Below are 20,158 nucleotides of genomic sequence, written 5' to 3'. Positions count from 1 at the left end.
TCAGCACGGGGTCGGTCAGCGCGGGGTCGGTCAGCTTTGCGGCGGCCCCTGGACGTCGGCGCGGCGCACGAGCGCCGACAGCACGATCGTCGAGCGCGTGCGCGCCACGAACGGCTCGGCGTTGAGCCGCTCCACCACGCGCTCGAGGTGGCGCATGTCCTTGGCCCGCACGTGCAGCCACAGGTCGACGTCGCCGGTCACCGTGCTCGCCGCGATGACCTCGGGGTGGCGCTCGACCGCGGCGCGCATCGTGCTCGGGCTGGTCGAGCCGGAGCAGAACAGCTCGACGTAGGCCTCGGTCTCCCAGCCCAGCGCGGCGGGGTCGAGCCGGACCGTGAACCCGCGCACGACGCCGCGCTCGAGCAGCCGGTCGACGCGGCGCTTGACCGCCGGCGCCGAGAGCGACACGACCGCGCCGATGTCGGCGTAGCTGGCCCGTGCGTCCAGCGCGAGCTCGTGCACGATCGCCTCGTCGAGCGGGTCGAGCGATCCGGCGGCCGGCCCCGAGCGGTGCGTCTGCATGGGCCCATGATGGCCCACCGCGCGCCCGGTGCCGCGGCGGTCCGGCGCCGGTCAGCCCAGGGCGGCCGTGAGCTGGTCGAGGGCCCAGTCGAGGTCGTCCGCGCCGATCATCAGCGGCGGCGCGAGCCGGATCGTCGAGCCGTGCGTGTCCTTCGCGAGCACGCGGCGCGCGAGCAGCCGTTCGCACAGCTCGCGCCCCGTGCCGCGCGCGGGGTCGAGGTCGAGCCCGGCCCACAGGCCGACGCCGCGGCGCGCCGCGAGCGAGCCGTCCGCCACGAGCGCGTCCAGCCGGGCGCCGAGGTGCGCGCCGAGCTCGCGCGCGCGGGCCTGGTACTCGCCCGTGGCGAGCAGGTCGACGACGGCGATGCCGACCGCGCAGGCGAGCGGGTTGCCGCCGAACGTCGACCCGTGCGTGCCGGGGGTCAGCACGCCGAGCACGTCGGCGCGGCCGACGACGGCGGACACGGGCAGGATGCCCCCGCCGAGCGCCTTGCCGAGCAGGATCAGGTCGGGCCGCACGCCCGAGAGCTCGCACGCGAGCGTCGTGCCCGTGCGGCCGAGGCCGGACTGGATCTCGTCCGCGATGAGCAGCACGCCCGCGGCGTCGCACGCCGCGCGCACCGCGGCGAGGTACCCGGCCGGCGGCACGACGACGCCGGACTCGCCCTGGATGGGCTCGAGCAGCACCGCGACGGTCGTCTCGTCGATCGCGGCGGCCAGCGCGGCGGCGTCGCCGAACGGGACCACGACGAAGCCCGGCGTGTACGGCCCGAAGCCGCGCCGCGCGTCGTCGTCGGTCGAGAACGAGATGATCGTGGTCGTGCGGCCGTGGAAGTTGCCGTCCGCGACGATGATCGTCGCGCGGTCGGCGGGCACGCCCTTGACCTCGTAGCCCCACTTGCGCGCGGTCTTGATCGCGGTCTCGACGGCCTCGGCGCCCGTGTTCATCGGGAGCATCATCTCGGTGCCCGTGAGGGCGGTGAGCTTCGCGGCGAAGGTCCCGAGCAGGTCGTGGTCGAACGCGCGGGACGTCAGCGTGAGCCGGTCCAGCTGGGCGTGCGCGGCGGCGGTCAGGCCCGGGTGGCGATGCCCGAAGTTGAGCGCCGAGTAGCCCGCGAGCAGGTCGAGGTAGGCCGTGCCGTCGGCGTCGCGCACCCAGGCGCCCTCGCCCGACGTGAGCGTGATCGGCAGCGGGTGGTAGTTGTGCGCCAGGGGGCCGGGGGCGCCCACGCCGGCGGCTGCGCCCGCGGCGCCCGCGACGATCGCCGCCGTCACGAGGCGGCCGCCGTCCGGACCTCGAGCGTGCAGCACTTCGCGCCGCCGCCGCCCTTGAGCAGCTCGCTGGTGTCGACGGGCAGGGGCTGGAACCCGCGCTCGCGCAGGGCCGCGGCGAGGTCAACCGCGGCGGGCGCGACCACGACGTTGAGGCCGTCGCTCACGGCGTTCAGGCCGAGTGCGACGGCGTCGGCCTCGGTCGCGATGATCGCGTCCGGGAACAGGCGCTCCAGCACGCCGCGCGAGCCAGCCGAGAAGGCCGGCGGGTAGTACGCGACCAGCGGCGCGGCCGGGTCGCTCGAGAGCACCGCGAGCGCCGTGTCGAGGTGGTAGAAGCGCGGGTCGACGAGGTCGAGCGAGATCACCGGGCGGCCGAACAGCTCCTGCGCCTCGGCGTGCGCGGCGCGGTCGGTCCGGAAGCCGGTGCCGGCGAGGATCAGGTCGCCGACGGCGAGCAGGTCACCCTCGCCCTCGTTGGTGGCGGCGGCGGTGTGGGTGAGGAACCCGCGGTCGGCGAACCACTTCTGGTAGGCGGGGCCCTCGGCTCGGCGCTCGGCGTAGGTGAACTTCGCGGAGTACACGACGCCGTCGACGACGGTCGCGCCGTTCGCCGCGTAGACCATGTCGGGCAGGCCGGGGATCGGGTCGATCGTCTCGACCGTGTGGCCCAGGGCCAGGTACGTCTCGCGCAGCACGCGCCACTGCGCGACGGCGAGGTCGCGGTCGGTGTGCCGGGTGACGTCCATCCACGGGTTGATCTCGTAGCTCACCGTGTAGTGCTCGGGCTCGCACATGAGGTAGCGCCGGGGGGTGAAGATCGGGCTCTGACGCGTCGTGGCGACCGGCATGGTGTCTCCCTTGCTCGCGGGCCCAGGAGGACCCAGAACGGTGCTGCGGATTTCCCGCACGTCATCGTCGGGTCGGTACGGTCTCAGGGTAGGTGGATCTCTGGCCGCGACCTGCGTCGCGACGTTGCGCCTGGTGCCGCGATTCGTTGCGCTCACAGGGGCCTGGGCGGTGATTCGTTGCGCACGGGTTGCTCAGGCCGCGCGGGCGACCTCCCGTCCGGCGCGCCAGAGCGCGAGGCGCACCATGGCGGCCAGGGCGGGGGACAGGAGGCGGCGGGTGAGGCTCGCCGGCAGCGGCCCGGCGAGGTAGACGTCCTCGACCCACGTCGCGCGCGCCGAGTGGTCGTCGAGCGGCGCGACCCGCACCTCGGCGGTGCCGCGCAGCACGGGGCCAAGCTTGGTGAACGCCGCGACCCCGGCGGCCGACGCCGTCGGCGGATCGAAGCGGTCGATGCGCATGCGGTCGGGCAGCCCGGGCGCGCCGAGCCGCACGAGCGGGCCCGACGTGGCGGTGACGAGGGTGCCGGCCGCGAGCGGCAGGCCGCGCACGAGCACGCGCGTCAGGGGGATCCAGCGCGCGTGGTGTCGCGGGTCGGCGAGCAGGGTCCAGGCCTCGCGCGCGGGCAGGGGCAGCGTCCGGGACACCTCGACGACGCCGCGCGGCGGGTCGGCGTGCGCGAGCGGGGGGCCGGACGGGTCGGGCGGGCCGGACGGTTCGGGCTTGTCGGGCTTGCGGGGACGGGCCACAGCGACGGATCCCTTCGTCGGGGCGGTACCGATGTCCACACCACGGTAACGTCGCCAGCATGGAAACGCGGGTGCTGGGACGGACTGGACGCAAGGTCAGCGTGATCGGGTTGGGCTGCTGGCAGCTCGGCGCGGACTGGGGCGACGTCGGCGAGGACGAGGCTCTCGAGGTGCTCGCGGGGGCCGTCGACTCCGGCGTGACGTTCCTCGACACCGCGGACGTGTACGGCGACGGCCGCAGCGAGCGGCTGATCGGCCAGTTCCTCGCGGGGCGCGCCGGGGGTGCGGGTGCGGGTGGCACTCTCACGGTCGCGACCAAGATGGGGCGCCGGGCCGACCCGCACGTGGCCGGCGCCTACACGCTCGACGCGTTCCGCGCCTGGACCGACCGGTCCCGGGCGAACCTCGGGGTCGACCGCCTCGACCTCGTCCAGCTGCACTGCCCCCCGACCGAGGTCTTCTCGCTCGACGCGACCTACGACGCGCTCGACACGCTCGTCGCGGAGGGCCGGGTCGCGAACTACGGCGTCTCGGTCGAGACCGCCGCGGAGGCGCTCACGGCGATCGCGCGGCCGAACGTCGCCAGCGTCCAGCTGGTGTTCAACATCTTCCGGCGCAAGCCGCTCGAGCAGGTGCTGCCGGCGGCGATCGCGGCCGGCGTGGGCATCATCGCGCGCGTGCCGCTGGCCAGCGGGCTGCTGTCGGGCAAGTACGACGCGTCGACCGTGTTCGCGCCGACGGACCACCGCTCGTACAACCGCCACGGCGAGGCCTTCGACGTCGGCGAGACGTTCGCGGGCGTGCCGTACGACGTCGGCGTCGAGGCCGCCCAGCGCGTCGCGGCGCTCACCCCCGCCGGGGCGACGACGGCGCAGCTCGCCCTGCGCTGGCTGCTCGACCAGGACGGCGTCAGCGCCGTGATCCCGGGCGCCCGCAACCCGGCGCAGGCCCGCGGCAACGCGGCCGCCGCCGACCTCGCGCCGCTCGACGCCGCGCAGCTCGACGCGCTGCGCGCGATCTACGACGACACCATCCGCACCCACGTCCAAACCCGCTGGTAGGTGAGCTGCCCCCGCGGAGTTGGGAAGCGTGCGGTGAGGTAGTCCATCTGCGGTGAGGTAGTCCCTCGTGCGGGACGAACTCACCGCGGATGGACTACCTCACCGGCAACGGGCCTTCTCACCGTTGCGGATCTTGCGGACTGTCGATGACCGGGACCAGCCGCGGCGCGGCACCGGTCTCGATGACCTCGACGCGCTGCGGGAAGTGATCGGGCGGTGGGCCGAAAGCGCGCTGGGCGCCGCTGATGACCGTCTTGCCGAGCGCTCGCGCGCCCGTCACGCCGATGACGGCGCCGATGCCGAACGGCGCGAGGCGGCCGAGCGCCAGCGCGCCCTGCTTCGTGGCCTGTCGGCGGATGAGGCGGCGCGTGAGGATGCCGTTGACCCGCTTGATCGTGCTCGTCGGCATCCGGGTCAGCAGCATCCGCGCAAACGCGCCCGAGGTGAGCTCGCTCGAGTCCTGCGCGACCTTGAGCCCGGACTCCCCGAGGATCGTCGCGAGGACGAGGGCCCGGCGTCGGCCGGCGTCGCCGACCTCGATCCCGTGCACGCTCGCGATAGCGAGGGAGAACGTCGAGGACGAGGCGAAGAACGTCGCGACGTCGCTCGCCGTGAGCGCGACCGCGACGCCGGTGCCGATCGCGGGCGCGGCCGCCGCGGCACCGACGGCGCCGCCAGCGCCAGCGATCACGAGCAGGTACTCGCGCTCGAGCAGTGTGATGATCTGCGCGGGCGACGCGTTCGGGTTGCGCCGGCGCAGGCTCTCGACGTGCGCGTGGATGCGCGCCGACGGGATCGTCACGGCGCGGTCGAGGGCCGCGTCGATGAGCGGGGTGCGTCGGTGCGGGCCGGACGCCGCGTCGGTCGACGCCGGCGCCACCCCCGCGACCTCGCCGCGGGCCCGAGGGCCGTCGTCGACGGGGATCAGCTCGAGGGGGCGGTCGGCCTGCTCGCGGCGCTTCGACCGCCCGAACGGCGTCATCGCTCGCCCGCGATGGTCAGTTCGACCTCGGCGCCGGCGGCCAGCGTCCGGGCCACGGTGCAGTGGCCCTCGATGGCGCGCTCCACGACGGCGAGCAGGCGCTCGCGCGCGGTGGGGTCGAGGCCGGACAGGTCGACGACCAGCTCCTCGGTGATCCGCGGGTAGCGGTCCTCCTGCGCGTGCTTGGGGCCCTCGACGTGGATCGTCGCCTCGTAGTCGTCGCCGAGCCGGCGGGCGAACGCGGCGTCGGAGGTCATGCCGCTGCACCCCGCGAGCGCGATCTTCAGGAGCTCGCCGGGAGTGAACATCCCGAGCTCGGACGACGGCCCGATGAGGACGTGCCCGCCGCGCGAGCTGTGGCCCTCGTAGGTGCGCGTGCCGGTGCGCTCGACCCAGAGCCGCGCCGGCTCCGGGGTCGCATCGACTCGCGTGGCGGTCGGGGTGGGGGCGCCGATCGGCGCCGGGATCGGCTCGGCAGTCATGCGCTCGATCCTGCCATGTGGGCGTGGGGCTGGCGCGCGGGGGGCGATGTGCGATCTAATCGGCGGTTCGCGCCTATCACGGTCAGATAACGGTCATACCCGGCGATATCGCCGACGTGATTTGGAGATTGCGCGTTCTGCTGGTGCCCTGAAGAGATGGAACATTCTGCGCTCGGAGAGACAAAGGAGCTTCGTATGGACAATCCACGCGAGACGACCCGCGCCGCTTCAGGTCCGTCCGCCTCGGCAACAGGCTTCGCGCCGTCGCCGTCGCCCGACTTCGAGCTCCCGACGCAGCGCGTCGGCCCACTGCGCGAGACCGAGCCGGAGGTCCGCATCGGCCGCCGCCGCCGGGTCTTGGTCGTCGTCGCGGTCGCCACGACGCTTGCGCTCGGCGCGGGCGGAACCGCCGTCGCGTACGTCCAGCGTTCGCAGGCCGCCGACGCCGCGCGCGCGGCCCACGCGGCCGACGTCGCCGCGCAGGGCGAGGTGTTCGCCGTCGAGCAGGCGGTGCTGCGCAAGCAGAACTCCGCCGCGAGGTGGGCTGCGGTCCTGGCCGACCGGGCCGCCGTGCTCGCCACTGCCTCGGCCGCGCTCGAGGCAGCCCGGGCGACGCTCGCCGCCGCTCCCCAGGCGGGGGAGGCCGCGACGCAGCTCCAGCAGGCGATCGACGCGACGTCGGTGGTGCTGGGCACGACTCCGACGCCGTCGGTGCAGACGATGGACGCGGCCGTCGCGACCCTCGCCGGACCGCAGGCGGCGGCGACCGCCGCCCAGGCCGCGTGGCAGGCGGCGGAGAACGCCCGACTGGCCGCCGAGCAGGCTGCTGCCGAGGCGGCGTCCCAGGCGGCGGCCGCTGCGCGCGCGCAGACGTCCACCCGCTCGAGCTCGTCGCAGCGGGCGTCGTCGTCCGCGCCGGCGTCGTCCGCATCCGGCGAGGCCGCCCCGCCCGCGGAGTCGACGTCGAGCGTGCCGGAGTTCAGCGCCGGGGCGCTCGGCGGCGCGATCAACGACTGGCGCGCCGGCCAGGGCCTGCCCGCGCTCAGCGTCTCGCGCTCGGGCTCACTGGTCGCCCACGCCAGCGCGATGGCGCAGGCCGGGAGCATCTGGCACAGCGGCGGGGACAAGATCGTCGGCTACGCGCAGCCGGCGAGCGCGAGCTCCCTCGTCAACGCGTGGGCGAACTCGTCGGGTCACCGCGCGTGGATGTCGCGAACCGACGTGAGCTCGATGCAGGTCGGGGCCGCCGTGCTCAACGACCAGCTGTACGGAGCGGTGAACTTCAGCTGAGGGTGGTGCGGCGCGCGGGGGCGCCGCGGGAGGTCGGTGCGACGGGGCGTTCGGGCGCGGCGCTCTCCGGTAATCTCGTACCCAGCCCCGGCGCCTGTAGCTCAGGGGATAGAGCACCGCTCTCCTAAAGCGGGTGTCGGCAGTTCGAATCTGCCCAGGCGCACAGTGTGTTCCCAGGTTCGGCGGCTCGCCGGCGTGGTCGCCGGTAACGATTGGCGCTGAGTTGCATTCACCCGCGTAGCCGCCACGTGCGGCCAGGCCGGGGGAGGAGTCTGAGCCCATGCCGTCCACTCCTGCGGTCCCAGGCCAGCGGGTTCTCCCCATGGCGCCGAAGGTCGACTCCGCCACGCTCGTGGGCGAGTGGCATCGCTCGCGCCGAATACGGGCCGGCTGGCTCATCGCGATCGTCATCGGGTGCCTCGCGTCAAGCGGCCTCGTCGCGTTGTGGTCCTTCGCCAACCACGACCACTTCGACCTTCTCGACGACCCCGTCGTCGCGAACGCCGCCGACCGGGCCTGCGCCGTCGCCAGCACCGCGCTGTCCACGACGCAAGGACTCGGCAGGGCGGAGCGCATCGTCGTGGGCAACGCCGCTATCGACGATCTGGTCGGCGCGATGGGCGCGCTGGGGCCCGACGTTCTCGCCGGCGACGAACCCGGCGCCTCGTGGATCGCCGACTGGCGAAGCTTGCAGGGTGCCCGCGACGACGTCGCTCTCGCCATCGCGGCCACCCCGCAGGCCCAGCTCGTGGTGCCGCTGACAGCCGACGGCTACCCGATCACCGGGCGCATGATCGCCGCGAGCGGCGCGTCCTGCGAGGAGGCCGTGACACTGGCGGCAGCCCCCTGACAGTTCGCCCCGCGCGAAGCCGCCCGGCAGTGGTGCGCAGTGGCAGCATGGCCCTCGTGGGCGAAACCTTCGCGCTGGCCCTGGCGATCGCGGCATCACCGTTCCCGGTGGTCCCCGCGATCTTGCTGCTGTTCACCGCGAGGCCGCGGCCGACGTCGCTGGCGTTCCTCGGCGGCTGGTTCGGCGGGATCGGGCTCGTCGCAGCGGTCTTCGCGCTCCTCGCAGACGGGATCAGCACGGGCGGCGACTCGCCCACCTGGCTGTCCGGCGTCCGGATCGTCGTCGGCGCCGCCCTGGTCGCCTACGGCGTCCGGCAGTGGATCACGCGGGGGGCCGCGGGCGAGCTCCCGGGCTGGCTGCGGTCCATCGACTCGGCCACGCCGCGGACCGCCCTGCGTGTCGCGCTGCTGCTGTCGGTGGCCAACCCGAAGGTCGTGCTGCTCGCCGCGGCGGCCGGCATCGACATCGGCGCCGCCGGGCGACCCGTCGCGGCCGAGCTGGCGCTCGTCGTGGTGTTCACGGCGGTCGCGTCGATCAGCGTCGCCGTACCGGTGCTCGCGCACGCGATCTTCGGCGCGCGCGTGCTGCCCCCGTTGCAGGCAGCAAAGGACTGGCTCCTGCGCAACAACGCCGCCGTGATGGCCGTCGTCCTCGCGGTGATCGGGCTCGTGCTGATCACGAACGGCGTGAGCGGCCTGTAGCCGAGGGCGCGGTCCGCCGCCGGGCGCGGCGAGTGTGGGCCATCTGCTCCCTCGTGCCCCTGTGTGGGCAAACTGCTGGCTCCACGACCCGCGAGGGACCGAACGCCCACACTCGAGCCGCGACCGGCCACGGGCTCACAGCAGCCGCCCTCGAGGGGCCGGGAGCGGCCGGGCCGGAGTCAGTCGACGTCCCGGGAGAACAGCAGCACCTGCTGATTGACCGCCTCCGGAGGTCCCCACAGCGTGAGTCCGTCCGGCGTTCGCAGCCACGCCACGCTGCCGTACCCGCCCCACATCGTTCCGCCCCACTCGACCCCGGGCAGGGCGCTCGAACTCGATGCCCCGTTGGCGGAGCTGAGGTCGTAGGTCTGCCCGTCGGGAAAGCGCACGGTCCACCCGACCAAGCTGCACGTGGTGTGGTGAGCCAGCTCATCCACGGCAATCGTCTGCACGCCAGCACAGGGCGGCAGCTCGCCGCGGACGACCAAGCCCGTCGGGGCGCACCCGGAGCTGGCCAGCACTGCCAGCGCGAAGGGCCCGTAGACCAGTCGTCTCGCGGTGCACGTCTTCACGTTGGCTCCTCAGCTCGGCGGGGCGTCGACGAAATCCGTCGCCAGCGCCAGCCCACCCCGGCCTAGCCGCCGACGTAGGCCGCCAGGTGCTCGCCGGTGAGCGTAGACCGGCCGGCCACCAGGTCGGCGGGCGTGCCCTCGAAGACGATCGAGCCGCCGTCGTGGCCGGCGCCGGGGCCGAGGTCGATGATCCAGTCGGCGTGCGCCATGACCGCCTGGTGGTGCTCGATCACGATGACCGACTTGCCGGCGTCGACGAGCCGGTCCAGCAGCGCAAGCAGCCGCTCGACGTCGGCGAGGTGCAGGCCGCTCGTCGGCTCGTCGAGGACCAGCACGTCGCCCTTCTCGCCCATGTGGGTGGCCAGCTTGAGCCGCTGCCGCTCGCCGCCGGACAGAGTGGTCAGGGGCTGGCCGAGGCTGACGTAGCCGAGCCCGACGTCGGCCAGCCGGGTGAGGATCGTGTGCGCCGCCGGCGTCTTCGCGGCCCCGGCCCCGAAGAACTCGCGGGCCTCGAGGACCGACATCGTGAGCACCTGGCTGATGTCCTTGCCGCCGAAGGTGTAATCGAGCACCTCGGCCTGGAACCGCTTGCCGTCGCACACCTCGCAGATGGTGGCCACCCCGGCCATCATCGCGAGGTCGGTGAAGATCACGCCGGCACCGTTGCAGTTCGGGCAGGCGCCGTCGGAGTTCGGGCTGAACAGCGCCGGCTTGACGCCGTTGGCCTTGGCGAACGCCTTGCGGATCGGCTCGAGCAGCCCCGTGTACGTCGCCGGGTTGCTGCGGCGCGAGCCCTTGATCGCGCCCTGGTCGATCGCCACGACCCCGTCCCGGCCCGCGACCGACCCGTGGATCAGCGAGCTCTTGCCCGACCCGGCCACGCCCGTGAGCACCACGAGCACGCCGAGCGGGATGTCGACGTCGACGTCGCGCAGGTTGTGGGTGTCGGCGCCCCGCACCTCGAGCAGACCCGCCGAGGCCCGGACGGTCTCCTTCAGGCGCGCGCGGTCGTCCAGGTGCCGGCCCGTCAGCGTGCCGCTGGCCCGCAGCCCGGCGAGCGTGCCCTCGAAGACGACCTCGCCGCCGTCGGCGCCGGCGCCCGGGCCGAGGTCGACGATGTGGTCCGCGATCGCGATCGCCTCCGGCTTGTGCTCGACGACGAGCACGGTGTTGCCCTTGTCGCGCAGCTGCAGGAGCAAGGTGTTCATCCGCTGGATGTCGTGGGGGTGCAGGCCGATCGTCGGCTCGTCGAAGACGTAGGTGACGTCGGTGAGCGAGGAGCCGAGGTGGCGGATCATCTTGATGCGCTGCGACTCGCCGCCCGAGAGGGTGCCGGCCGGCCGGTCGAGCGCGAGGTAGCCGAGGCCGATCTCCACGAACGAGTCGAGCGTGTGCCGCAGGGCCCCGAGCAGCGGCGCGACGGACGGCTCCGCCAGGCCCGCCACCCACGCGGTCAGGTCGGTGATCTGCATGGCGCAGGCGTCAGCGATGCTGGTCCCGTCGATGCGCGACGAGCGGGCGGCCTCGGCCAGCCGGGTGCCGTCGCAGTCGGGGCACGTCGTGAACGTCACCGCCCGCCGCACGAACGCGCGGATGTGCGGCTGCAGCGCGTCGACGTCCTTGGAGAGCATCGACTTCTGGATCTTCGGGATCAGCCCCTCGTACGTGAGGTTGATGCCGTCGACCTTGATCTTCGTCGGCTCCTTGTAGAGCAGGTCGGCCAGCTCACGCTTCGTGAAGTCGCGGATCGGCTTGTCGACGTCGAAGAAGCCGCAGCCGCTGAAGATGCGGCCGAACCAGCCGTCCATGCTGTAGCCGGGGATGGTGAGCGCGCCGCCGCTCAGCGAGAGGCTGTCGTCGTACAGCGCGGTCAGGTCGATGTCGGTGACCGAGCCCCGGCCCTCGCACCGCGGGCACATGCCGCCGGTGATGCTGAAGCTGCGGCGCTCCTTGACGGTCTGCCCGCCCCGCTCGATCGAGACGGCGCCCGCGCCGCTGATCGACGCGACGTTGAACGAGTACGCCTGCGGGGAGCCGATGTGCGGCTGCGCGAGCCGGCTGAACAGGATGCGCAGCATCGCGTTGGCGTCGGTCGCGGTGCCGACCGTGGAGCGGACGTTCGCGCCCATCCGCTCCTGATCGATGATGATCGCGGTCGTCAGGCCGTCGAGCACGTCGACGTCGGGCCGCGCCAGCGTCGGCATGAAGCCCTGCACGAAGGCGCTGTAGGTCTCGTTGATCATCCGCTGCGACTCCGCGGCGATCGTGCCGAACACCAGCGAGCTCTTGCCTGAGCCGGAGACGCCGGTGAACACCGTCAGCCGGCGCTTCGGGATCTCGATGCTGATGTTCTTGAGGTTGTTCACGCGCGCGCCCCGCACCCGGATGAGGTCGTGGCTGTCGGCCACGTGCGGCGCGGCTGGCTGCGGGTCCGTCGTCGTGGTGCTCATCGGGGGCCTCTCCTCGGGTGGGCGTGCGCACCCCACCTTCTCAGGCCGACGCCGGTCGGAGGGCGCGAGCGGCCCCGCTCGCGAGGCGATCGCGAGCGGGGCCGGGCGCGTGATCGCTGCGGCCGGTGCGCCCTACGCGAGCGTCTTGGCCTTGAGCGACTCGAACTCGGTGGCCGAGATCGCGCCCGCGTCGAGAAGCGCCTTCGCCTGCGTGAGCTGGACGACGGGATCGACCGCCCGCGTGGAGCTCGTCGTCGCGACCTCGCGGATGTACGCCTCCTGCCGGGCCTGCGCCTCGTAGGCGCGCCGGACCGACCGCTCGGACATGCTCGACCCCTTCGCGAGCAGGTAGACGAGCACCGTGATGACGGGCAGGAAGATCAGGGCCAGGACCCAGATCGCCTTGGCGAATCCGCTCGAGCTGTCGTTGCGGAAGATGTCGATGATGACCGAGAACATCTCCATCAGGTAGGCGATGAAGATGTAGGTGATGAAGATGAACCAATGATGTCCCAGAATGACATGACAATTCCTTTCCAGTGGTTGGTGCGCGGGGCCGGGAGATCGGTGCGCTACCGGGTGGCGTCGCTGTCTGCCTCGGCGGAGATCTGCGCGGCGCGGATCCGGCCCCAGATCCCGCCGCCGGCGCCGCCGACGATCGCGCTGGCGATGATCGACGGGGGGAAGATCAGCCCGACGAGCCCGCCGGCGATCCCGCCGCGCTTGGCCCAGCGCTTGCCGCTCGGGTCCGCGACCTCGTCGACGCGGACCTTCCCGTCCGCCCGGCGGATGAGGACGACGGCGTCGATCAGGTCGATCGACCCGGCACGGTCCATCGCCCGGAAGTCCTTGAGCGCCTCGCCGGCCTGGTCCTCGGTGGGAAATGCGGCGATGAACACCTGGACGGGGTTGTCGGTCATGGGTCCTTCTTTCGCCGTGCACGACTGATCGCGTGGTGGATCAACGGTGCCGGGCCTTCGCCCCCGACGACGCGACCATCGTGGCGCTCGCGGCCGACCGCACCGCGAACGCGCGCATCGTCTCGGCCGCGAGCAGGTTCGATCCGCACGTCCCCGGCGGCAGCGCGCTCGCCGGGGCCACGAGCATCGAGCTCGCGACGCCGGGTCATTTCCGGGCGCTCACCGACCCGTGGCTCGTCGACATCATCCTCGACGCGATGGCGCTCGCCCGGCCGGACGAGCCGACGCCGGGGCGTTGACGCGCACCCCGATCAGCGGCAAAATGCCGATGGACAGTGCGCATCGCCTGCCCCCTGCGCGGTGCGCACTGTTCCCACCGTTCTGGTGCACCCCGGCGAGCCACGTTCGTGTTATGGCGCGCGGCGGTTAGCGTTCAAGGGTGACTGTTCCCGCGCGTACTTCCGGCACGGGCGCCGACGCGGCCCCGGAGCGTCCTGCGGCCGTCGAGCCGCCCGTCATCGTCAGCCGCCCGTCGGCGGCCGAGCTCGTGGTCGGGGCCGTGGCGACCTGGCGTTCGACCCTGGTCGAGGCCGCCGGCGGCTCGACCCTCGCCGACGTCGACCTCCTGGGCGACGCCGTCCTCGACCTCTCCGCGACCCACCCCTCCGGCATCGCCCAGCTGTTCGCGGGGCGCGAGACGCGGCTGTCGAACCTCGTGCGTGAGGGCGGCGCGCTCGCGACGGCCAAGCGGCGGGCCCGCTCGGTCGGCGCGCGCGCCGAGGACTACGCCCAGCGGTACGGCATCGCGCCGACCTACCTGGCCATCGGCGTCGCGACCTGGATCGAGCGCACCTCGCCGGACGTCGCCACGGACGACGTCGCGGCGCTCGCCGCCGTGACCCGTGCGCGCTCGATCGAGGCGTCGCGCGACCTGCCGTTCGACGGCGACCGCGATGGCGGGCCGGCCGAGCAGCCCGCGCCGCGCACCGTGCGCGCCCCCGTCCTGCTCCGTCCCGTCGCGCTGCACGCGCGCGGGAGCGGCGAGAGCGACTACGAGCTGCGCCTGGAGCCCTCGCTCGAGATCAACCCGATCCTCGCGCGGGCGCTGCGCGGCCGCGGCGCGCTGCTCGACCCGGTCGCGATCGCCCGCGGCGCGTTCACCGGCTCGGGCTTCGACCCGCGGCCCGCGCTCGACCGGCTGGGAGCCCTCGGCCTCGCCGTTCTCGAGGACTTCGAGCTGACCGAGCGGCTGCTCGTGGGCACGTTCGTCCACCCGGGCGCCGTGCTGGTCGAGGACCTCGACCAGAACTCCGCCTCGCTCGAGCATCACGAGGTCATCGCCGCGCTCGCGGGCGACGACGCCGCGCTCGAGCTGCTGGCCCGCCCGTTGCCCGAGCCCGTCCCGGGTGACCTCGATCCGGGAGCCGAGCGCGGCGTCGGCGACCTCGACCCGGTCCAGCGCCACGTCCTGGACGTGCTCGCGACCGGGAGCCACCTGTTCATCGACGCCCCCGCGGGGTGCGACGCGACCGGGACGCTCGCCGCCGTCGTTGCGGACGCCGCAGCGTCGGGCCGCAGCGTCCTCTACGTTCCCGGCCACCGCCGGGCCGCCGCCGCCCTGACGGCACGCCTCGGCGAGCTCGACCTCGACGACCTGCTGCTCGACATCGCGCCCGACGCGGGCTGGCGGGCCGCCGTTGCGCGCCGCCTCCTGGGCGCCATGACCCTCGAGGCGCCCGCCATCGACGCCGGCCGCGTCGCGACCCTGCGGCGCGACCTCGTTGCGCGGCGCGCCCGGCTCAGCGGCTACGTGAGCGCGCTGCACGAGGTGCGCGAGCCGTGGGAGGCGTCCGCGTACGACGCGCTCCAGTCGCTCGCGCGGCTCACCTCGACGCGCCCTGCCCCGCAGACCACGGTCCGGCTGTCCCCGGACGTCGCGCGCGTGCTCGACGCGCCGCGCCGCGCCGGGCTCGCCACCGACGTCGCGCGCGCCGCGACGCTGCACGCGTTCACGCTCCGGCCGGCCGAGACGCCCTGGTTCGGGGCCGACCTCACGTCGTCGGCCGCCGCTGACGACGCGATCGAGCGCATCGAGCGGCTCGTCGGCGCTTCGCTCGCCGCGCTCGCCGCGCGCGTCGAAGAGGTCGCACAGGCGACCGGGCTGACGGCGGCGACCTCGGTCGCCGCCTGGGGCGAGCAGCTGCGGATGCTCGGCGGCATCCGCGGCGCGCTCGACGTGTTCCAGCCGATGATCTTCGAGCGCACCGCCGCCGACCTCGTCGTCGCGACCGCGACGAAGGCCTGGCGCGTCGAGCACGACGCCCCGATGGGCCGACTGCACCGGCGCCGGCTGCGCAAGCAGGCGAAAGATATGGCCCGCCCCGGCCGGCCGATCCCCGACCTGCACTCCGCGCTCGTCGAGGTCCAGAAGCAGCGTGAGATCTGGCAGGCGAACTGCCCGGGCGGCGGCTGGCCGAGGCTCCCGGCCGGGCTCGCCGGGATCGAGGCCGAGTACCTCCTCGTCGCGGCCGACCTCGAACACCTCGAAGCCGTGCTCGCCCCGACCCCCGGCGGCGCCGGTCTGCTGGGCGCGCCGCTGCCCGATCTCACGGAACGGCTGCGCCGGCTGCTCGCCGACCGGACCGCGCTCGCCGACCTGCCCGAGCGCACGGCGCTCCTGCGCGGCCTGCGCGCGGCCGGGCTGGACCCGCTGCTCGACGACCTCGCCGCCCGGCGGGTAGGCCCGGAGCTCGTCGGCGCCGAGCTCGACCTGGCCTGGTGGAGCACGGTGTTCGACGAGCTGCTGCGCGCCGACCCCGCGCTCGCGGGCTACGACGGCGCAGCCCTGTCCCACCTCGCCGCCGAGTACCGCCGCCTCGACCTCGAGCACGTCGCGAGCATGTCCGCGCCGGTGCGCGCCGCCGTCGTCGGCCAGATCGCCGCGACGCTGCACGGGCACCGCGAGCAGGCCGAGATGTTGTTCGCCGAGCTCGTCGACGAGCGCCTGACTAGCCTGCGCGAGACGATCGAGCGGTACCCGGACCTGGTCCGACGGCTGCGTCCGGTGCTCATGGCGTCGCCGATGCTCGTGCCGCAGCTGCTGCCGGCTGCCCGGACCGTCGACCTGGTGGTGCTCGACGCCGTGCAGCACCTGCCGCTCGAGGTCGCGCTCGCGGCGCTCGTGCGCGGGCGGCAGATCGTCGTCGTCGGCGATGCGCGGTGCGCGTCCGGGACCGCCGTGCGCGAGCTCGCCGCCGTGCTGCCGCGGGTCGCGCTGCGCGCCGACGCGACGCGCCGCGACCCCTACCTCACCGCGTTCCTGGCCGAACACGGCTACGCCGGTGTGCTCGAGGCGCGGCCGCTGCCGCAGGCCGTGCCGCTCGTACGGCTGGACGTCGTGGACGGGTCGGGCATGCCGGATGCCGACACGGGCGCGGTCGACAGCACAAGGGCCGAGGTCGACCACGTCGTCGAGCTCGCGATCAACCACGCGCTGACGCGCCCGGAGGAGTCCCTCGCGGTCATCACGTCGTCGCACATCCACGCGGCCCGCGTGCGGGAGGCGATCCTGGCCGAGGTGCGCGACAACCCCTCGCTCGCCGCCTTCTTCGACTCCGGCCGGCCCGAGCCGTTCGTGGTCGCCGACCTCGCGGGCGTCGCGGGGCTACGGCGCGAGGCGATCATCTACTCGGTCGGGTTCGGCAAGACCCCGCACGGGCGCGTGCTGCACCGGTTCGGGCCGATCAGCGGGCCGGGCGGCGAGGCACTGCTGCTCGACGCGCTCGGCGCGACGCGGCACCGGCTGGCCGTCGTCAGCTGCTTCGCAGCCGCCGACCTCGACCCCGAGCGCGTGCGCGGCCCGGGCGCGCGGCTGCTCACCGACCTGCTCGCGTTCGCCGCGGCCCGCGGGCGGGACGAGGATGGCCTCACCGTCCACCCGCCCGAGGTCGCCGACTCCGCGAGCCCGGACCGCCTCGTCATCGACCTGGCCGAGCGGCTGTGGGGCGCCGGGCTGCTCGTCGAGGTCGACTACGCCGTCGCCGGCGGCTCGCGGATCCCGCTCGCGGTCGGGCACCCCGACCTGCCGGGCGAGCTCATCGTCGCGGTGCTGACCGACGACGCCGCCTACGTTGCGGAGCCGAGCGTGCGCGTGCGCGACCGGCAGCTGGCGCAGCGGCTCGAGCGGCTCGGGTGGGCGGTGCGGCAGGTCTGGTCGGCCGCGGCGTTCCTCGACCCGCAGGCCGAGGCGGACGCGATCGCCCACACGGTCCGCGAGCGAGTCGCCGCCCGGATCCGTGAGCGGCCGGCGTCCGTGCAGGCTGCGCTCCCGGCGGGCGGCGTGGAGCTGTCGGATGCCGCCGGCGTTCCCGAGGGCGAAGGTGGCGGCGGCCTGGGGAAGGAGGCCGGGGCTGCGCGAGCTGCGGGTGCTGCGCGTGCCGGCGGTGGTGTGCCTTTGGGCTCGATGAGCCTCGCCGGAGCTGGGGGACCTGCTGAAGCCGGCCCGGTGCGGCCTCGGAACGCGCCGCGGCCCCCGGTCGAGCCGGGCCTGCCCATCAGCGCGTACGGCGACGACGAACTCGACGACCTGACCGCGTGGATCGCGAGCGACGGGGCATCCCGCTCCGCGGCGGAGCTGTCGCGCGCGCTTCGCATCGAGCTGGGGATCACGCGGCGCGGCTCCCGCATCGATGCGGCGATCGACGGCGCAGTCCGCCGGGTGCTCGAATGATCCCTGCGCAGCGCGCCGGGGACGAGCGCCGCCCCGCCGACGCTGCTCGGCCGGAGCCGCTCGTCGACCCCGGGGACGGCCCTGGTTTGTCGGCCGCCGCGGTTGGCGCGGGGGTGTCGGCCGCCGCGGTTGGCCCCGGGGTACCCGGCCCCGCGGACGGCCCGGGGTCTCCCGCCGCTGCGGATCCGCCGGCGCGCGCTCGCAAGCGCCGGCGCGCGGTCCGGCGTGGGGTCGGCGACGATCCGATGGTTCCCGGGACCAGTTCCGACGACACGGACGTCGGCTGGCACGAGCGCTCCGGCGACGACTCGAACGATGACCGCCTGCGCCGGGACGTCCCGCCGCACTGGTAGCCGCGTACTCCGGCTCCCTGAGCGATCTGGCGGTGGCTCACGTCCGTGCGCGCGGAGCAGGTGACTGCTGAGGCCGGTGGTGCGGGTGTGACCGGCTCGTGCGCCTCACCTGTCCCACCTGCACCATGCTCCGCGCGGACGGAGCCGGCGGTGCTCGGCTCTTGTCTGCGGCGGCCCTCGAGCACCGGCCACCGCCCGCAGGCGTGAACCTCAGCGACGCGCGTGGTACCGGAGGGGCTCCTGGGGCTTGGGGGATTTCACGTGGGTCGCAGCAGCCCAGGAGTCACTCGCGCGGCCGTGAGGTCCGGGAGCCGCCTGCCGAGGCGCGGGAGCTGGGCCTCGGCGCGAGCGGCTACTCCCGCGCGGAGCGGGGGGAGTCGGTCGGGGCCAGCGCGGCGTGCGCGCCGGTGGTCGGGTGCGAGCCCGTGAGGGTGCTGCGCGCCGACCGGGTGTCCTGGGCCGCGAGCAGGTCGCGGATCTCCTGCAGCAGCAGGACGTCCTCGGCGGGTTTGGCCGGCTCGGGCTCGATGCCCTGCTTGCGTCGCGCAGCGAGGGCGTTCAGCGGCAGCACGATCACGAGGTAGACGGCGGCGGCGATCACGAGGAACTTGATCAGCGCGTCCAGCGCCAGGCCCGGCTGGAACACCGACTCGTTCACGGTGAATTGACCGACCTGCGACAGGTCGGTCGCGCCGAAGATCGCCGCGATGAGCGGGTTGAACAGGCCCGAGACCACGGCATTGATCAGCGAGCCGAACGCCGCGCCGATCACGACCGCGACCGCGAGCTCGATGACGTTCCCGCGAGTGATGAAGTCCTTGAATCCTGTGACGACCGAACGCATCGGTGGCCCCTCTCGATTGCGACGGCTGAGCGGGGTCGATCATTTCACGAGCACTGCGGTGATGTTTGCCCACCCCACGGCGCCGGCGAGCGCGGCGGCCTCCGTGGGCGTGACGGCGACCAACGTCAGCGAGCCCGTCCCCGCGCTCGTGCCCCCGAGCAGGCCACCGACCCCGCCGCTCAACCCGCTGCTCACGTCGCCCTCCGCCTCGGCGGGCACCGGGAAGCTCACGACCAGCGCCCGGCCGGCCAGCCGGTGCGCGACGGGCTCGCCGTCGGCGGCCGCCACCGCCGCGAGCAGGTCGACCCGGTCGCCCGCGCGCAGGAGCTCGGCGACGGCGGGATCGGCGAGCCGCACCGGGGCTACGACCGTGCCGGCGGGCCCGGCCGAGGCCAAGCGGTCGCCCGCGAGCAGCCCGTCGACGATCGGCAGGCCGGCTGGCACGGCGGTCACGAGGCTCTCCCCGACGACGCCGTCGGCTCGGTCGTGCGTGCCCGCAGGCACGAGCGCGATCGGCATCGCCGCGACCCGGACGTCGGCGCGCGCGAGCGGGACGCCCGGCTCGAGCTCCCGGGCCGCCACGACGACGCCGACCGTGGGCTCCGGGGCAGGCCGCACCTCGGCGACGATCTGGGCGACCGCCACGCCGAGCAGCACGGCCGCCAGCGGGAGCCGCGCGCGCCACAGCAGCAGGCGTGCGCGGCGGCGACGCGCCGCTCGCCGGGCGCGTGCGGCCGCGCGGATCGGGCCGCTGTCGGCGGCGGCCGGTCCCGTCGGGACGACGCTGCGGGGCAGGAGGCGCGGCATGGCGTGACGCTAGGCGGAACTGCCGGGGTCATCGCCCATCGAGCGCCGCGGCTGTGCACCGCCGCGGTCGGCGCCCGGCCGTGGTCGGGTGGCCGCTTCAGCGAGCGCGGCGACCCGGGCCACGGCGTGCGGGCGACGGACTCAGCTCGAGGATGCCGGCGTCGCGCCGACCGTCGCGGCGGGCTTGGCGGCCGACGGCGTGCCCGAACCGTTGCCGGAGCCGGTCGCGCCGGACGTCCCGCCGTTCGAGCCCGAACCGTTCCCGGTGGAGCTGGTCGCGTCGGCCTTCGAGGCAGGCTTGGCAGCCGAGTCGCCGGACTCGCTCGACGAGCCGGCCGAGGAGCCCGAACCGGATTCGCCGTTGCTCGAGCTCGTGCCGGCCGAGATCCGCCCGTGCTGGCTCGAGCGCGAGTCGTTGTGGTAAAAACCGGACCCCTTGAAGACGACCCCGACGGTGGGGAAGATCTTGCGCAGGCGGCCGGAGCACTCCGGGCAGACGGTCAGCGAGGAGTCCGTGAAGGACTGATGCGCCTCGAAGCGGTGCTCGCACACAGTGCAGGCGTAGGCATAAGTAGGCACAGGGCAATCCTCCTCGGGGGGATGCCAGCGACGCTGGCACTCTCCTCTTTTGAGTGCTAATCCTACCGGACTCGGGCAACCGCGGGTGCCCGAGCGGGTACGCGCCCGGTGCGGGCGCCCTGGTGCAACCCGTGCGACGCCGTCGC

The 20,158-nt window shown here is 74.2% G+C and carries 19 protein-coding genes and 1 tRNA gene; 7 read left to right on the top strand and 13 right to left on the bottom strand.

The genetic code is table 11. The features are described from left to right. Positions 1–30: 30 nt before the first annotated feature. The 4 genes from J4E96_RS16980 to J4E96_RS16965 form a co-directional block, all read right to left on the bottom strand. Positions 31–522 carry an Lrp/AsnC family transcriptional regulator gene (locus tag J4E96_RS16980; protein WP_227423229.1) on the bottom strand — a complete coding sequence of 164 codons (492 nt, stop codon included), beginning with the start codon at positions 520–522 and terminating at the stop codon, positions 31–33. 51 nt (positions 523–573) lie between these two features. Then, positions 574–1,785: an ornithine--oxo-acid transaminase gene (rocD, locus tag J4E96_RS16975; protein WP_227425811.1), complete on the bottom strand. Its 1,212-nt coding sequence runs from the start codon at positions 1,783–1,785 to the stop codon at positions 574–576. Positions 1,786–1,793: 8 nt separating this feature from the next. After that, entirely contained in the window at positions 1,794–2,645 is an 852-nt protein-coding gene (ddaH, locus tag J4E96_RS16970) for a dimethylargininase (RefSeq protein ID WP_227423228.1), read from the bottom strand. 192 nt (positions 2,646–2,837) lie between these two features. After that, positions 2,838–3,392, bottom strand: a complete 555-nt coding sequence (locus tag J4E96_RS16965; RefSeq protein WP_227423227.1) for an SRPBCC family protein — start codon at positions 3,390–3,392, stop codon at positions 2,838–2,840. Between the two features lie 59 nt (positions 3,393–3,451). Here J4E96_RS16965 and J4E96_RS16960 point away from each other — a divergent pair, with 59 nt between their 5' ends. Further along, positions 3,452–4,453, top strand: coding sequence for an aldo/keto reductase (locus J4E96_RS16960; RefSeq protein WP_227423226.1), 1,002 nt, complete (start codon positions 3,452–3,454; stop codon positions 4,451–4,453). Between the two features lie 118 nt (positions 4,454–4,571). Here the strand turns inward: J4E96_RS16960 and J4E96_RS16955 are convergent, their stop codons facing one another. Together J4E96_RS16955 and J4E96_RS16950 are read right to left on the bottom strand one after the other, a co-directional pair. Next, the gene (locus tag J4E96_RS16955) at positions 4,572–5,435 is read right to left on the bottom strand and encodes a hypothetical protein (RefSeq protein ID WP_227423225.1); all 864 of its coding nucleotides are present in this window, start codon (positions 5,433–5,435) and stop codon (positions 4,572–4,574) included. Continuing rightward, positions 5,432–5,917: an OsmC family protein gene (locus J4E96_RS16950; RefSeq protein WP_227423224.1), complete on the bottom strand. Its 486-nt coding sequence runs from the start codon at positions 5,915–5,917 to the stop codon at positions 5,432–5,434. The genes J4E96_RS16955 and J4E96_RS16950 overlap by 4 nt, the downstream gene beginning before the upstream one ends. A 195-nt stretch (positions 5,918–6,112) precedes the next feature. Between J4E96_RS16950 and J4E96_RS16945 the strand changes: the two genes are divergently transcribed. The 4 genes from J4E96_RS16945 (at position 6,113) to J4E96_RS16930 (ending at position 8,758) form a co-directional block, all read left to right on the top strand. Beyond that, positions 6,113–7,207, top strand: a complete 1,095-nt coding sequence (locus J4E96_RS16945; RefSeq protein WP_227423223.1) for a CAP domain-containing protein — start codon at positions 6,113–6,115, stop codon at positions 7,205–7,207. Between the two features lie 90 nt (positions 7,208–7,297). Next, a tRNA-Arg gene (locus J4E96_RS16940) sits at positions 7,298–7,370 on the top strand. A gap of 159 nt (positions 7,371–7,529) precedes the next feature. Next, positions 7,530–8,057: a hypothetical protein gene (locus J4E96_RS16935; protein WP_227423222.1), complete on the top strand. Its 528-nt coding sequence runs from the start codon at positions 7,530–7,532 to the stop codon at positions 8,055–8,057. 56 nt (positions 8,058–8,113) lie between these two features. Continuing rightward, complete coding sequence (locus J4E96_RS16930; protein ID WP_227423221.1) at positions 8,114–8,758, top strand: GAP family protein; 645 nt, start codon at positions 8,114–8,116, stop codon at positions 8,756–8,758. Between the two features lie 179 nt (positions 8,759–8,937). Here J4E96_RS16930 and J4E96_RS16925 read toward each other — a convergent pair whose 3' ends face one another. From J4E96_RS16925 to J4E96_RS16910, 4 genes are all read right to left on the bottom strand, one after another. Next, positions 8,938–9,330, bottom strand: a complete 393-nt coding sequence (locus J4E96_RS16925) for a hypothetical protein (RefSeq protein WP_227423220.1) — start codon at positions 9,328–9,330, stop codon at positions 8,938–8,940. Positions 9,331–9,392: 62 nt separating this feature from the next. Beyond that, on the bottom strand, positions 9,393–11,780 hold the full coding sequence (locus J4E96_RS16920; protein WP_227423219.1) for an ATP-binding cassette domain-containing protein: 2,388 nt from the start codon (positions 11,778–11,780) through the stop codon (positions 9,393–9,395). Between the two features lie 132 nt (positions 11,781–11,912). Continuing rightward, on the bottom strand, positions 11,913–12,245 hold the full coding sequence (locus J4E96_RS16915) for an SHOCT domain-containing protein (RefSeq protein WP_227423218.1): 333 nt from the start codon (positions 12,243–12,245) through the stop codon (positions 11,913–11,915). A 107-nt stretch (positions 12,246–12,352) separates the two neighbouring features. After that, entirely contained in the window at positions 12,353–12,700 is a 348-nt protein-coding gene (locus J4E96_RS16910; RefSeq protein WP_227423217.1) for a hypothetical protein, read from the bottom strand. 32 nt (positions 12,701–12,732) lie between these two features. Between J4E96_RS16910 and J4E96_RS16905 the strand changes: the two genes are divergently transcribed. Both J4E96_RS16905 and J4E96_RS16900 read left to right on the top strand, forming a co-directional pair. Further along, complete coding sequence (locus J4E96_RS16905; RefSeq protein ID WP_227423216.1) at positions 12,733–12,999, top strand: hypothetical protein; 267 nt, start codon at positions 12,733–12,735, stop codon at positions 12,997–12,999. Positions 13,000–13,139: 140 nt separating this feature from the next. After that, positions 13,140–17,429 carry a hypothetical protein gene (locus tag J4E96_RS16900; RefSeq protein ID WP_227423215.1) on the top strand — a complete coding sequence of 1,430 codons (4,290 nt, stop codon included), beginning with the start codon at positions 13,140–13,142 and terminating at the stop codon, positions 17,427–17,429. A 705-nt stretch (positions 17,430–18,134) separates the two neighbouring features. Here J4E96_RS16900 and mscL read toward each other — a convergent pair. The 3 genes from mscL to J4E96_RS16885 all read right to left on the bottom strand — a co-directional run bounded on the left by mscL (position 18,135) and on the right by J4E96_RS16885 (position 20,012). Next, positions 18,135–18,626, bottom strand: a complete 492-nt coding sequence (mscL, locus tag J4E96_RS16895) for a large conductance mechanosensitive channel protein MscL (RefSeq protein WP_227423214.1) — start codon at positions 18,624–18,626, stop codon at positions 18,135–18,137. Between the two features lie 39 nt (positions 18,627–18,665). Then, on the bottom strand, positions 18,666–19,433 hold the full coding sequence (locus tag J4E96_RS16890; protein WP_227423213.1) for an SAF domain-containing protein: 768 nt from the start codon (positions 19,431–19,433) through the stop codon (positions 18,666–18,668). Positions 19,434–19,574: 141 nt separating this feature from the next. Then, positions 19,575–20,012, bottom strand: a complete 438-nt coding sequence (locus J4E96_RS16885) for an FmdB family zinc ribbon protein (protein WP_227423212.1) — start codon at positions 20,010–20,012, stop codon at positions 19,575–19,577. Between the last annotated feature and the right edge of the window lie 146 nt (positions 20,013–20,158).

The organism is Pengzhenrongella sicca (assembly GCF_017569225.1).
Classification (GTDB): domain Bacteria; phylum Actinomycetota; class Actinomycetes; order Actinomycetales; family Cellulomonadaceae; genus Pengzhenrongella; species Pengzhenrongella sicca.
Note: the sequence above shows the minus strand (reverse complement) of the source record. Positions and strands in the feature narration are given on the sequence as shown.

Bases quoted from the DNA above. Each gene is read 5' to 3' on its own strand.
- J4E96_RS16920 (WP_227423219.1), bottom strand. From the start codon at position 11,780: ATGAGCACCACGACGACGGACCCGCAGCCAGCCGCGCCGCACGTGGCC.
- J4E96_RS16915 (WP_227423218.1), bottom strand. From the start codon at position 12,245: ATGGAGATGTTCTCGGTCATCATCGACATCTTCCGCAACGACAGCTCG.
- J4E96_RS16980 (WP_227423229.1), bottom strand. From the start codon at position 522: ATGCAGACGCACCGCTCGGGGCCGGCCGCCGGATCGCTCGACCCGCTC.
- J4E96_RS16935 (WP_227423222.1), top strand. From the start codon at position 7,530: ATGGCGCCGAAGGTCGACTCCGCCACGCTCGTGGGCGAGTGGCATCGC.
- ddaH (WP_227423228.1), bottom strand. From the start codon at position 2,645: ATGCCGGTCGCCACGACGCGTCAGAGCCCGATCTTCACCCCCCGGCGC.
- J4E96_RS16945 (WP_227423223.1), top strand. From the start codon at position 6,113: ATGGACAATCCACGCGAGACGACCCGCGCCGCTTCAGGTCCGTCCGCC.
- J4E96_RS16960 (WP_227423226.1), top strand. From the start codon at position 3,452: ATGGAAACGCGGGTGCTGGGACGGACTGGACGCAAGGTCAGCGTGATC.
- J4E96_RS16950 (WP_227423224.1), bottom strand. From the start codon at position 5,917: ATGACTGCCGAGCCGATCCCGGCGCCGATCGGCGCCCCCACCCCGACC.
- mscL (WP_227423214.1), bottom strand. From the start codon at position 18,626: ATGCGTTCGGTCGTCACAGGATTCAAGGACTTCATCACTCGCGGGAAC.
- J4E96_RS16955 (WP_227423225.1), bottom strand. From the start codon at position 5,435: ATGACGCCGTTCGGGCGGTCGAAGCGCCGCGAGCAGGCCGACCGCCCC.
- J4E96_RS16890 (WP_227423213.1), bottom strand. From the start codon at position 19,433: ATGCCGCGCCTCCTGCCCCGCAGCGTCGTCCCGACGGGACCGGCCGCC.
- J4E96_RS16910 (WP_227423217.1), bottom strand. From the start codon at position 12,700: ATGACCGACAACCCCGTCCAGGTGTTCATCGCCGCATTTCCCACCGAG.